This window comes from Marinobacter changyiensis (genome assembly GCF_009193265.1).
Lineage (GTDB): Bacteria > Pseudomonadota > Gammaproteobacteria > Pseudomonadales > Oleiphilaceae > Marinobacter > Marinobacter changyiensis.
Genome location: NZ_VZZZ01000001.1, coordinates 869829 through 882793, shown reverse-complemented (window position 1 = coordinate 882793; position 12965 = coordinate 869829). Strand labels below are relative to the sequence as shown.

Below are 12965 nucleotides of genomic sequence, written 5' to 3'. Positions count from 1 at the left end.
TCCCGTCTGGCTAATTCGTTAACCTACTGCGAATTAGCCAGACGGGGCACTAGGAAGATGTGTTGGCGTCTTCTGCCGACAGGCTTTCCCACACCTCGATAGCGGCGGCGAGATCCTCAAGGGACGCGCCCACGGATTTGAAGACGGTAATGGCATTCGGACTGGAGCGCCCGGCATGCTCATCCCGCAGTAGCTCAGCCAAATCTGCTTTGATGCCCTGGGGGGTAAAGGCATTTTCCCGAATTGCCTGCAGGATGTCCCCGGCTTCGCCCATGGCGCCGGCGTAGGTATCCACAAACACTTCGCTGTTGACGAAACACTCGGCATCGGTTTCCCGCATGGTTGGCCGGAAGGCGCCGACGAGATCCAGGTGGGTGCCCGGTTTCAGGGAATCGCCATGCACGAGAGCCTGAGTCGACAGCGTAGCGCAACTGACGATATCCGCTTCACCCACCGCCAGATCGATATCGCTGACCGCCTTGCAGTCAAACCGATCCGCGAAACTGGCCGCCAGTGCGGCTGACTTTTCCGGGTTCCGGCCCCAAACCCGGACCCGGGTAATCGGCCTTATGGAGGCATGGGCCTCAATCAGCATGGGCGACAGTTGGCCAGTGCCGATGACCAGCAAACTGCTGGCCTCTTCCCGTGCCAACAACCGGGCTGCGAGGGCTGAGGCGGCGGCCGTGCGTCGGCGGGTCAGTTCGCTGCCATCAATGCAGGCCAGCGGGCGACCGTGAGCACCCTCACTGAGCAGGTAAACCCCGGAAATGGCGGGGAGACCGGCGTCGGCATTCTGAGGAAACACGTTGACCATTTTCATGCCGATGTAGCCGCTTTTCTCCCAGGCGGGCATCAACAGCATGGTGGCCTCGCCGTCGGGCCGCTGCATGGTATGGTGATGGCGCGGCGGAGACTCGACACCGATCCGGAACGTTTGAGCCAGGCGTTCGATCAGACTTTGCCAGGGTAGCGAGCGCGCTACCTCTTCGGCGGAAACAATACGCATCCTGGCTCCTTGGTAATGGCGATGGCCATGGTGATCATTTTTTATTCAGCACCCTTCCCAACTCGCCAATAATGCCCCGGCGGAAGGTCATCACGCAGATCACGAAAATCGTACCCAGAATAACCTGCACCCAGGACCCGAATGCACTGAGCTCATGGCTCAGGGCGCCCACGGTGATGGCACCCACTACTGGCCCGAAGACTGTACCAAGACCCCCGACCAGGGTCATCAGGATCACTTCACCGGAGGTCTGCCAGTGAGCGTTCGTGAGCGCCGCGAACTGGAATATAACGGCCTTGGTGGCACCCGCCAGTCCTGCCAGGGTTGCAGAGATAACAAACGCCAGCAATTTGAAACGGTCCACATCGTAGCCCAGTGACAGGGCCCGGGATTCGTTCTCGCGGATCGCTTGCAGTACTTCGCCAAAGGGCGAATGGATGGTTCGATAAATGATGCCGAAGCCGATCAGGAAAATCGCGAACACAAAGTAATACATGTTCAACGAATTGTTCAGGTCGATAAAGCCGAACAGGGTCCCCCTAGGAATGCCCTGCAGGCCGTTTTCACCGCCGGTAAAGGGCATTTGCAGTGCCATGAAGTAAACGATCTGGGCCAATGCCAAGGTTACCATGGCAAAATAGATACCCTGGCGTCGAATGGCGAGATACCCGAAACAGAACCCCAGAATCAGGGTAAAGCCAGTGCCGGTGAGTATGCCGAAGATCGGGGAAAATCCCCAGGCTTTGATGGCGTAGCCGGAGATGTAGGCGGCACCGCCAAAAAACGCTGCATGGCCAAAGGACAGGAGGCCCACGTAACCCAGTAACAGGTTGAACGCGCAGGCAAACAGGGCAAAGCACAGCAGGTCCATCACGAACACCGGGTAGGCGTAAAATGGAGCGGTCAGCCCCGCGATGAGCATCAGAACAAACAGTATGCGGTTCATCATGGCTGGGTCACTTCTCCTTGCCGAATAGGCCGGCGGGACGGAACAGCAACACCAGCACCATCAGAAAGAAAATTACCGTGCTGGCGGCGGGCGGATAAAACACCTTGGTCAAACCTTCGATCAGTCCCAGCGCAAGGCCTGAGAGGATGGCGCCCATGATCGAACCCATGCCACCGATCACCACCACCGCAAACACCACAATGATCAGGTCTGCACCCATCAGCGGGCTGACCGAGTAGATGGGGGCGGCGAGTACGCCGGCCAGGCCTGCCAGGGCAGCACCAAAACCAAAGGTCAGGGTTACCATCAGCGGAACATTAAGCCCGAAAGTCTGGGTCAGTTGCGGATTCTCCACGCCCGCCCGCAGCCGCGAACCGAGCTTGGTGTGCTCGATGACATACCAGGTGGCAAAACACACCACCAATGAAAACACGATGGCAAAGAGGCGGTAGGTGGGGAAGTACATGAACCCGAGGTTCACCACCCCGCTGAGCGCGTCCGGCTGGCCCGGGTAGGGTGTGCCGGAGACGTTGAAATAGTTGGAAAACAGGCCCTGTAGAATCAGCGTAATACCAAACGTCAGCAGCAGACCGTAAATATGGTCGAGATCATAAAGCCGTTTGAGCATGGTGCGTTCGATCAGGATGCCGAGGCCACCGACCAGCAAGGGCACAATAATCAGCGATGGCCAGAAGCCGATCTGAATTGAAATGCCGAACCACTGATCCATGAAGGAGTAGCCGATCAGTGCGATAAAGGCGCCCAGCATGTACATCGCCCCGTGGGCGAAATTAATAATGTTAAGCAGCCCGAAGATCACCGCCAGACCAAGGCTCAGCATGGCGTAGAAAACCCCCACGTTGAGACCCAGCAATGCTTGCGCCAGGATGACCTGAATAGACACGTCGTTTACTCCCTACAGGCGTTGAAAACGCCGGCGCACAGAGCTTGTACGCCGGCGGGTTGGGTTTAAAAACCGGCAGTCCGGCTGATCAGGACTTGTTGACCAGCGGGCAGGCGGTTTTATCCATCGGGATGAAGGCGGTCTCAGCCGGAATCGTGGAGACCACGCGCAGCAGGTCCCACTCGCTTTCGGATTCTTCCGGCTTCTTGACTTCCACCAGATACATGTCGTGCAACATGGAGCCATTGGCTGCGATCTTGCCGCCCTTGACGAAGAAGTCGTTCAGCTCCATCTCGCCCAACTTTTTGCGGACGGCATCGGAGTTGTCAGACCCCACTGCTTTGACCGCTTCCAGATAGCTGGTAACTGCTGAATACACACCCGCCTGAACCATGGTGGGCATGGCGCCGTGGCGCTCATTGAAACGGTTGGACCAGGCCAGTGCCTCATCGTCCCGATTCCAGACAAACGCGGTGGTGAACTGCAGGCCCTGGGCGATATCCAGCCCCATGCTGTGGACGTCGGTCAGGAAGACCAGCATGCCTGCGAGCTTCTGGCCACTCTGTACAATACGGAACTGGTTGGCTTGCTTGATGGCGTTGACCGTATCCTGACCGGCGTTCGCCAGGCCAATTACGTCAGCTCCGGACGACTGTGCCTGCAACAGGTAGGAGGAGAAATCGTTGGTGCCCAATGGTGCGTTGACGTTGCCAACCACTTCGCCGTCCAGGCTTTTCACGACTGCACCGGTGTTATCCCGCAGCGAATGGCCGAAAGCGTAGTCTGCGGTGATGAAATACCATTTTTTGCCACCGTTTTTGACCATCGCGGTGGCGGTACCGACCGGCAGGGCATGGGTGTCATAGACGTAGTGAATGCCGTAGGGGCTGCACTGCTCTTCAGTGAGGGCGGTGGTGCCGGCGCCGGTGTTCATGGTGATGATTTTCTTGTCGGCGGCGAGGCCCTGAACGGACAGCGCGACGGAGGAGTTATCCAGCGCGGTAATCATGTCAACTTCTTCGGCATCGATCCATTCCCGGGCGGTACTGGCACCGATGTCGGGTTTGTTCTGGTGGTCTGCGGAAATGATCTCGATAGGTTGGTCCAGCACCTTACCGCCGAAGTCTTCAATAGCCATTTCGGCTGCGATCACCGCACCTGGCCCTTCCAGCGACTTGTAAACGCCGGACATATCGCTGAGCACCCCGATTTTGACTTTGTTGTCCGACAGCTCGGCGGTTGCAGTCAGTGGCAACGTGACGCTGGCAAGGCCAACGGCTCCTACAATCCCCTTGATCCAATGATTGAGCATGCTTGTACCCCTTGTTGTTATTTGCATCGGGGCTGGCCGAAACCCGACCGGCCCCCTCAGTCAGACACTCAGGTGCCTGTTCAACTGCTCTTGCTTCGCCTCGAGGTCCGCCGCGTCGATGGCTTCCACCACGCGACCATGCTCGATGACATAATGTCTGTCGGCCAACGGTGCCGCAAAACGGAAATTCTGTTCTACCAGTACGATAGTGTAGCCGCGCTCTCGAAGTTTACGGATCACGCCATCCAGCGATTTCAGGATTACCGGCGCCAGGCCCTCGGTAATCTCGTCCAGCAACAGCAGGGTGGCCCCGGTGCGCAGTATCCTCGCGATGGCAAGCATCTGCTGCTCACCGCCAGAGAGTTTTGAGCCCTGGCTGTAGCGGCGCTCCTCCAGGTTGGGAAACATCTGGTAAATCTCATCCACCGACATGCCGCCTTCGGCCAGGGTGGGGGGCAGCTCGAGATTTTCTTCTACATTGAGTGACGCAAAAATACCGCGTTCTTCGGGGCAATAACCCAGTCGTCCCACGTGGGCGATCTTATGGGTGGGCATATTGATCACCTCCACCCCACGCACCCGGATCGAGCCGGTACGGCGGCCCACTATGCCCAGGATGGCTTTTAACGTGGTGCTGCGGCCGGACCCGTTACGCCCCAGCAAAGTAATGACTTCGCCTTCGTGAACCGTAAGCTCCATGCCGTGCAGGATATGGGACTCGCCGTACCAGGCATGAAGGTTCTCGATTTTCAGCAGCTCTTTGCCGGCTTCATTGCTCATCGGTGGTCCCCATGTAGGCTTCCATGACAGCGGGATTCTTCGACACGGTTTCGTAATTGCCCTCGGCGAGAACCTCGCCCCGGTTCAGGACCGTGATGGTGTCGGCCAGCGTCGACACCACGTTCAGGTTGTGTTCCACCATCACGATGGTGCGGCCCTCAAGTACTTTCTGGATCAGGTCCGTCACTGTACCCACGTCTTCTGCGCTCATGCCCTGGGTGGGCTCGTCCAGCAGCATCAGCCGCGGCTCCAGCGCGATGGTGGTGGCGATTTCCAGGGCCCGCTTCTGGCCGTAAGGCAGTTCTACCGCGGCAATACCACCAAATTCCTTCAGACCGACCTGTTCCAGCAGTGCCTGCGCACGCTCATTGAGCTGATCGAGGATGCGGGTGGGGCGCCAGAAGTGATAGGACACCCCAAGCTTGCGCTGCAGCGCTATCCTCACGTTGTCACGAGCCGAGAGGTGGGGAAACACCGCTGAGATCTGGAACGAGCGAATCAGGCCTTGCTGAGCGATATCTGCGGGTTTGCGGCGGGTGATGTCATGGCCGTCGTAGATGATCTGACCCGAGGTTGGGGTCAGGAACTTGGTCAGCAAATTGAAAAACGTTGTCTTGCCAGCACCGTTGGGCCCGATAATGGCATGTATCGTACCTTTGCGAACCGTCAGGTTGATGTCTTTTACAGCGGTAAAACCCTTGAAGTCCTTGGTCAGACCATGGGTTGTAAGAATACCGGAGGCTTCCTGAGACTGGTTATCCACAGAACACGCACCACCCTGTTGGAGCAGGAACCCGAGACCCGGGAACCCAACTGATTATTATTATTGAAAAATCCGTGCTCAGACAAAAAGTTGATCGTCGTTTTGCACCCCCACAGTAAAGACAGCGAGACAGGATACTGTCAAGTGGGTAAATCGGCCAAGTTACTTTTCCCCATGACCTTACGTTCACGTTCACAGTAACAAAATAATCTTGCCAAGGTCCGAGTGCGACCTCTACACTCGCTCATGTTACCGGTAACATCAACCGTCGATACAAGAATTCAGGAGCTCTTATGAAGCCTTTTCTCAGCCTGGTGGCAGGCCTGTTCGCCGCCACTTTTGCTATTAATACCCTCGCTGCCGACTACAGTTTCAAGTTCCAGTCTTCGGATCCGTCCGGGGTCAAGAATTTCCAGATCAAACAGGCCTGGGCCGACCGCGTTGAAAAGATGACCGGGGGCCGGGTAGAGATCGACATCCTGCCGGTGGGCAGTGTGGTAAGCCACACCGAAACCCTGGGCGCCATCGATATGGGTATCCTGGATGGCCATATCTCGGTGACCGGGTATTTTTCCGGTAAAGACCCCGCGTTCGGGTTGATTGGTAATACCGTCGGTGCCTGGTCCAGCCCGGATCAGTTGATCACCTACATCTACTACGGTGGCGGGTATGAGCTGATGAATGAGCTTTATGAGCCCTACGGTGTCAAGTTTGTTGGCGGTGGAGCGACCGGCCTGGAGTCCTTTGTGTCGAAAGTGCCCCTGGATAGTGTGGCGGATCTGAAGGGTCTCAAATTACGGGCTCCGGAAGGTCTGGTGCAGTCGGTGTTTGCTGCCGCGGGTGCCTCACCGGTGAATCTGCCGGGCTCGGAGGTCTACACCGGTCTGAGCAAAGGTGTTATTGATGCGGCCGATTACACCGTCTTTTCCACCAACCACTCTGCCGGCCTGCACGAAATTGCCCAGCATCCGGTTTATCCGGGCTTCCACTCCCTGCCGCTGCTGGAAGTAGTGATGGATCTGGATGAATGGAACAAGTTGCCTGAGGACCTCCAGCAAATCTTCACCACGTCAGTCAGGGACTTCGCCAATGACATCAGCACGCAACTGGCCCTGGCCGACGTGGAAGCGGTGAACGAAGCCCGGCAAGATCCGTCGATTACACTTCATGACTGGTCCGCCGAGGAGCGTAAAAAGTTCCGTGCCATTGCCCGCGAGCAATGGAAAATCTACGCCGAACAATCCCCGAATGCCCAGAAGGTCTATGAGTCTGTGTCCAAATTTCTGGAGTCTCAGGGGCTACTCTAACCCCCTCCGTCTTTCCGAACCTTTCGAAGGCCCTGTCGCCATGACGTATGTGTGGCAGCAGGGCTGGAGTTTGCTGCATGTCTGATTTTCATGATCAAACCGTATCCGGCCCCCAGTCCGGGCCTTTGCCGGAACTGCCAGTCTCTGATGAGGATATCGGCTCCAGCCCGCTGGATCGCGGAGTTGTCTGGCTGGGCAAGAAACTCAGCCTTATTTTCGCGCTGATTGTGGTGGTGTCCGCCTATGAGATCGCTCGCCGTTACCTGTTCGATTCGCCCACGTTGTGGGTACATGAAACGGTGACATTCCTGGGGGCTTCGCTGTTCGTGTTCGGTGGCCTCTATGCTTTTGCCACCGATCGGCACGTGCGGGTTGTGCTGGTGTATGACGCTGTTTCTGCTCGCATCCAATGCATGTTGCGGGTGCTGCATCACCTGCTGGGCCTGGCGTTCTGCCTCATGATGATTTACGCGTCCTGGTTCATGGCGAAGAATGCGGTCTTCGCACCCTGGGGAGACATCCGGCTGGAGACCTCAGGCTCAGCCTGGAACCCGCCCTTTCCAGCCTATCTCAAGGCACTGATTCTGGTGGCCATTATAACGTTGACGTTGCAGTTCACCCTGCACCTGATTCGTGATCTGCGACAGCTGGGGAGACTGTGATGTTTGAGTTGGCCTCAATGGGCATTGGCTATGGCAGCCTGCTGATGCTCCTGATGTTGATTGTGTTGCTGCTGACAGGCATGCAGCTTGCCTTTGCCACCGGTCTGGTCGCGTTGGTGTTTGCCCTGGGTTGGTTCGGCCCGGAGGCGTTGCCGATTGTGAGCAGCCGGCTGTACAGTTTTATCGGCAGCTATGTGTTTCTTGCGGTACCAATGTTCGTGCTGATGGCGGCCCTGCTGGACCATTCTGGTATTGCCCGGGATCTGTTTGATGCCATGAGCCGGCTCGGCCGTAAACTGCGGGGCGGGGTGGCAATCCAGACCCTCGTCGTGGCGGTGATTCTTGCCTCCATGTCCGGGGTGATTGGTGGTGAAACGGTCCTGCTCGGTATTCTGGCACTGCCGCAGATGTTGCGTCTGGGGTATGACCGCAAGCTGGCGATTGGCACTACCTGTGCCGGTGGCGCTCTCGGCACCATGCTGCCTCCGAGTATTGTCCTGATCATCTATGGCCTGACCGCAAACGTCTCGATCGGGGACCTGTTCAAGGGCGCCTTCCTGCCCGCGCTGATCCTCGCGCTCCTGTACATGGGGTATGTTCTGGTGCGGGTATGGCTGAACCCGTCCCTCGCACCCCTGCCGTCCGACACCGACGACACTGAGTCGCCAGGGCCCAACTTCTTCAAGGCCCTGTTGTTTCCCCTTCTCTCGGTGGTGGTGGTGCTGGGTAGTATTTACGGTGGCGTGGCGTCTGTCACGGAGGCTTCTGCTCTGGGTGTGCTCGGCATTGCCATCAGCACCTGGATACGGGGTGAACTTTGCTACAGTATGATACGCAAGGCCACCATCAGCACCCTGCGCATTTGCGGTATGATCATTTGGATAGGCATTGGTGCCACGGCCCTGGTCGGCGTATACAACCTGATGGGCGGTATCGAGTTTGTGCGTGAAATGGTGTTTGCCGTCAGCGGTGGCAGTGGCATAGGTACCATTCTCTTCATGATGCTGATCCTGCTGATTCTCGGCATGTTTCTGGACTGGGTCGGGGTGGCGCTGCTGACCATGCCAATCTTTGTGCCAATCATCACGGAACTGGGCTACAGCCCGATCTGGTTCGGGGTGGTCTTCTGCATGAACATGCAGGTCTCGTTCCTGTCACCGCCGTTCGGGCCAGCGGCTTTTTACCTCAAATCCGTCGCCCCCAAGGACATTTCACTGGGAGAGATTTTCCGAGCATTGCTGCCGTTTATCGGTATGCAGTTGATTGCTCTTGGGTTGTTGATTGCCTTCCCTCAACTGGCTTTATGGTGGGAGTAACATGAGTCCTCAAAAAATTCTGGTGATGGGAGTTTCCGGAAGTGGAAAATCACTGATCGGTCAGCAGCTTGGCGAGACCCTCGGTTTGCAGTTTCTGGACGCTGATGATGTTCACAGTGCCGCCAATATCCGCAAGATGGCAGACGGTGTGCCCCTGAGCGATGACGATCGGCGTGACTGGCTGCGGGATCTGGCAGGTTACATCGGCCGCGATCAAGGGCTGGTACTGGCCTGTTCCGCGCTGAAACGCAGCTACCGGGACCAGCTCAGGCAGGCCGATCCGGCGCTGTCGGTGATTTACCTGAAAGGTGATATTGACACCATCTGGTTGCGTCATGCCGAGCGTAGGGATCACTACTTCACCGGCAAGCAGATGCTGCAAAGCCAGTATGAACAGCTCGAAGAGCCGAATCCGGAGGAGGCGGCCATTGTCGATATCCGGCAATCACCGACGCAGGTCCTGCAGTGTTGTCTGGCGGCGCTTGGGTCACGTAATGACGAATGATGCCGGGCACCGGTTGTGCTGGAAGCCTTTTTCCCTGATCCAAAACACAAGAATGCTGTGAAAAAACGACGCCCGACACTACAGGACATTGCCGACCAGGTCGGTACCACCAAAATGACAGTCAGTCGCGGTTTGCGTGGCGCTGACACCGTATCCGAGAGCTTGCGGATGCGGATTCTGGAGGCGGCTGAAGCGTTGGGATACATTCCCAACCGAGGGCCCGATATGCTCTCGAAGGCGACCAGCCGCGCCCTTGGTATTCTGGTGCCTTCGCTGACTAACCAGGTGTTCGCGGATGTCATCAAAGGCATTGAGGCGGTCACGGAGCCTGCAGGTTACCACCTGATGCTGTCGCATTATGGCTACAGCCCGGAAGTGGAAGAGCGGGGCCTGGCCTCGTTGCTCTCCTATAATGTGGACGGTGTCATCCTGTCGGAAAGTCAGCACACCCCCAAAGCTCTTCGAATGCTGGAAACGGCTGGTATTCCGACGGTGGAGATTATGGATATCCGAACCGCTCCCTTTCATCAGGCCATCGGTTTTGACAACGTAGCCGCCGCTTACGACATGGTTTGCGAAATGATTGCCCGGGGCCGCCGCAACATACGGTATCTCGCGGTGCGACTCGATGCCCGTACCCTGCAGCGTCAGGAGGGCTATGCCAAAGCCATGATCGAACATGGCCTGGAACCCGATACCCTGCGGACCAATCTGAGATCCTCCTACACAGTCGGCGCCACGCTGATGGCTGAAATGTTGCGGGACCATCCGGAAACCGATGGCTTGTTCTGCACTAACGACGACGTCGCGATCGGCGCCTATTTCGAGTGCGTGAGACAGGGCATCGCTGTACCCGAGCGGATTGCCATCGCCGGTTTCCACGGTCACGATGTGGGTCAGGTAATGGCGCCCCGGCTGGCCAGTGTCATTACACCACGTGAGGCGATGGGGTCGCGGGCTGCCAGCGAATTGCTCGCGCGCATCGGCGGTGGAGGTATCACAGCGCGCGTGGTCGACCTTGGTTATCGCATCGAGGTCGGCGGTACGCTCTGACCCGGCCTCGCCCGCCACTCTTACAGCGTCGCCAACGCGGCGTCGTAGTCCGGCTCCTGGGCAATTTCCGGCACCTGTTCGGTGTAAAGGACGGTGCCGGTCTCGTCCAGGATAACAATGGCGCGGGCCAACAGACCCATCAGCGGGCCGTCCACCATCTCAACTCCGTAAGCTTTGCCGAATTCGGGGTTACGGAATGTGGAAACCGTCATCACACGCTCCAGCCCTTCGGCGCCACAAAACCTCGCCTGAGCAAACGGCAGGTCAGCGGACACACATAACACCACGGTATTATCCAGTTTGCTGGCGGCTTCGTTGAATCGGCGCACGGATTTGGCACAGGTTGGGGTGTCGATGCTGGGGAAAATATTCAGGATCACGCGCTTGCCAGCCAGGTCAGACAGCCTGACATCGCCGAGATCATTGCCGGAGAATACTGTCTCCGGTGCCTTGCTTCCCGGGGTGGGCAAGTCGCCAGCGGTGGTAACCGGAACACCGCGACGGGTAATGGTTGCCATGGTTGATTTTCCTCTATCGAATTTAGCGGATCATTTGGTGGAACTCACAGTACGAACTCATTGCCCTGATGGCTCAGCCCGATGTCACTCTATCTCCACCAGCACCTCGCCCGGGGTTACCCGATCGCCCTTCTTGATGTGCACAGCGACAACCTTACCTGAGGCGGAGGCTTTGACCTCGGTTTCCATCTTCATGGCCTCGATGATCAGCACCGGATCACCCGCGGACACCTCGTCATTTTCCTTGACCAGCACCTCCACAATGTTGCCTGGCATAGTGGTGGTCACATGGCCTTCCTTGCTGGCCTTGCCACGCTTGCTGCCGCCGTTGTCCTTCTGGAACTCAGCCAGGGATGCCAGCGAGATTTCCTCCGGCACCCCGTCGACGGTCATGTAGAAGCGGCGCTCGGTGTCGCTGGCGGGGCTGGCCCCGGTAACATGGATGTCGTACGTCTCGCCGTGGACGGTGATCTTGAACTCGGTGGAGATACTGCCCGCGGCTTTTGCTGTTGGCAGCGGCTCCAGGGGTTCCGGTTGCAGGGTGCCGGCTTTGCGTTGTTCCAGATAGGCCTTGGCCTGGTCCGGGAACATGGTGTAGGTAAGCACATCTTCTTCGCTTTCGGCCAGTTCGCCAATCTGATCCTTGAGTTTGTGGAACTCGTTGGGAATCAGGTTGGCGGGGCGTTCCTCGATCAGGTCTTCCTTGCCTACCGCACGGCGCTGGAGATCGCTGTCAATGTCACCCGGTGCCTTGCCGTACCAGCCTTGCAGGTATTTTTTGACTTCGTTGGTGATGGTGTCATAACGCTTGCCGGCCAGCACGTTGATCACCGCCTGGGTGCCGACAATCTGGGAGGTCGGCGTTACCAGCGGTGGATAGCCCAGGTCCTTGCGGACTCGGGGAATCTCTGCGAACACCTCGCGGATTTTCTCCAGGGCACCCTGCTCCTTGAGCTGGTTGGCCAGGTTGGACATCATGCCCCCCGGTACCTGGGATAGCAGCACGGCGGTATCGACACCGTTGTAGTCGCTTTCAAACTGGTGGTACTTCTTGCGGACTGCCCGGAAGTGCAGGGTGATCTGATCCAGCACATCGAGCTTCAGCCCGGTCTCATAACCGGCGTCGTGCAGCGCCGCCACCAGGGACTCCGTCGGCGGATGACTGGTGCCGCCGGCAAAGGCAGAGATGGCAGTATCGATGTGGTCTACTCCCGCTTCAATGGCAGCCCAGTGGCACATGGTGGCCATGCCGGAGGTGGAATGGGTGTGCAGGAACACCGGCAGTTTGAAGGTTTTCTTGAGTTCGCTGACCAACTCAAACGCCGCCTGGGGTGCCAGCAGCCCAGCCATGTCCTTGATGGCAATGCTGTCGATGCCCATATCCACCATGGCTTGCGCCTGGGTCACGAAAGTCCGGGTATTGTGTACCGGACTGACGGTGTAACACAGGGTGCCCTGGGCGTGTTTGCCGGTTTTCTTGACGGCCCGGATGCTGGTTTCCAGATTGCGGACATCGTTGAGGGCGTCGAAGATGCGGAATACATCAATGCCGTTGTCGGAAGCCTTCTGGCAGAAAGCTTCCACCACATCATCAGCGTAATGCCGGTAGCCCAGCAGGTTCTGGCCCCGCAGCAGCATTTGCAGCCGGGTGTTGGGCAGGGCTTTTCGCAGTTGTCGCAGCCGGGTCCAGGGGTCTTCCTTGAGGAAGCGCACACAGGCATCGAAGGTGGCGCCGCCCCAGCACTCCAGTGACCAGTATCCCGCCCCATCGAGCCATTCACAGGCCGGTAGCATGTCTTCCGTGCGCATACGGGTGGCAATCAGGGACTGGTGTGCATCCCGCAGGATAACGTCAGTAATGTGGATCTTGCGTTTGTTCATGATGATGTC

13 protein-coding genes are annotated in these 12965 nt (G+C 57.8%); 5 read left to right on the top strand and 8 right to left on the bottom strand.

Annotated elements, in window-relative coordinates; genetic code table 11:
- Positions 1-49: 49 nt before the first annotated feature.
- From lhpI to F6Y09_RS04240, 6 genes are all read right to left on the bottom strand, one after another.
- Positions 50-1006 (bottom strand): bifunctional Delta(1)-pyrroline-2-carboxylate/Delta(1)-piperideine-2-carboxylate reductase, encoded by a 957-nt coding sequence (gene lhpI / locus F6Y09_RS04265; RefSeq protein WP_152205649.1) that lies wholly within the window; start codon positions 1004-1006, stop codon positions 50-52.
- A 34-nt stretch (positions 1007-1040) separates the two neighbouring features.
- On the bottom strand, positions 1041-1955 hold the full coding sequence (locus F6Y09_RS04260) for a branched-chain amino acid ABC transporter permease (protein WP_152205648.1): 915 nt from the start codon (positions 1953-1955) through the stop codon (positions 1041-1043).
- Positions 1956-1962: 7 nt separating this feature from the next.
- The gene (locus F6Y09_RS04255) at positions 1963-2859 is read right to left on the bottom strand and encodes a branched-chain amino acid ABC transporter permease (RefSeq protein ID WP_152205647.1); all 897 of its coding nucleotides are present in this window, start codon (positions 2857-2859) and stop codon (positions 1963-1965) included.
- 88 nt (positions 2860-2947) lie between these two features.
- Positions 2948-4171, bottom strand: coding sequence for an ABC transporter substrate-binding protein (locus tag F6Y09_RS04250; protein WP_152205646.1), 1224 nt, complete (start codon positions 4169-4171; stop codon positions 2948-2950).
- Positions 4172-4231: 60 nt separating this feature from the next.
- Positions 4232-4951, bottom strand: a complete 720-nt coding sequence (locus tag F6Y09_RS04245) for an ABC transporter ATP-binding protein (RefSeq protein ID WP_152205645.1) — start codon at positions 4949-4951, stop codon at positions 4232-4234.
- Positions 4941-5714, bottom strand: coding sequence for an ABC transporter ATP-binding protein (locus tag F6Y09_RS04240; RefSeq protein ID WP_152205644.1), 774 nt, complete (start codon positions 5712-5714; stop codon positions 4941-4943). Before F6Y09_RS04240 ends, F6Y09_RS04245 begins: the two co-directional genes overlap by 11 nt.
- A gap of 293 nt (positions 5715-6007) precedes the next feature.
- Here F6Y09_RS04240 and F6Y09_RS04235 point away from each other — a divergent pair, with 293 nt between their 5' ends.
- From F6Y09_RS04235 to gntR, 5 genes are all read left to right on the top strand, one after another.
- The gene (locus F6Y09_RS04235; protein WP_152205643.1) at positions 6008-7021 is read left to right on the top strand and encodes a TRAP transporter substrate-binding protein; all 1014 of its coding nucleotides are present in this window, start codon (positions 6008-6010) and stop codon (positions 7019-7021) included.
- A gap of 77 nt (positions 7022-7098) precedes the next feature.
- Positions 7099-7683: a TRAP transporter small permease subunit gene (locus tag F6Y09_RS04230; RefSeq protein WP_152205642.1), complete on the top strand. Its 585-nt coding sequence runs from the start codon at positions 7099-7101 to the stop codon at positions 7681-7683.
- On the top strand, positions 7683-8999 hold the full coding sequence (locus F6Y09_RS04225) for a TRAP transporter large permease (protein WP_152205641.1): 1317 nt from the start codon (positions 7683-7685) through the stop codon (positions 8997-8999). Before F6Y09_RS04230 ends, F6Y09_RS04225 begins: the two co-directional genes overlap by 1 nt.
- A 1-nt stretch (position 9000) precedes the next feature.
- Positions 9001-9504, top strand: coding sequence for a gluconokinase (locus tag F6Y09_RS04220; protein WP_152205640.1), 504 nt, complete (start codon positions 9001-9003; stop codon positions 9502-9504).
- 57 nt (positions 9505-9561) lie between these two features.
- Positions 9562-10557 (top strand): gluconate operon transcriptional repressor GntR, encoded by a 996-nt coding sequence (gntR, locus tag F6Y09_RS04215; RefSeq protein WP_152205639.1) that lies wholly within the window; start codon positions 9562-9564, stop codon positions 10555-10557.
- A gap of 20 nt (positions 10558-10577) precedes the next feature.
- Here gntR and tpx read toward each other — a convergent pair whose 3' ends face one another.
- Together tpx and oadA are read right to left on the bottom strand one after the other, a co-directional pair.
- A complete protein-coding gene (tpx, locus tag F6Y09_RS04210; protein ID WP_152205638.1) occupies positions 10578-11075 on the bottom strand; it encodes a thiol peroxidase in 498 nt (165 codons plus the stop codon).
- An 84-nt stretch (positions 11076-11159) separates the two neighbouring features.
- Entirely contained in the window at positions 11160-12956 is a 1797-nt protein-coding gene (oadA, locus tag F6Y09_RS04205) for a sodium-extruding oxaloacetate decarboxylase subunit alpha (RefSeq protein ID WP_152205637.1), read from the bottom strand.
- Between the last annotated feature and the right edge of the window lie 9 nt (positions 12957-12965).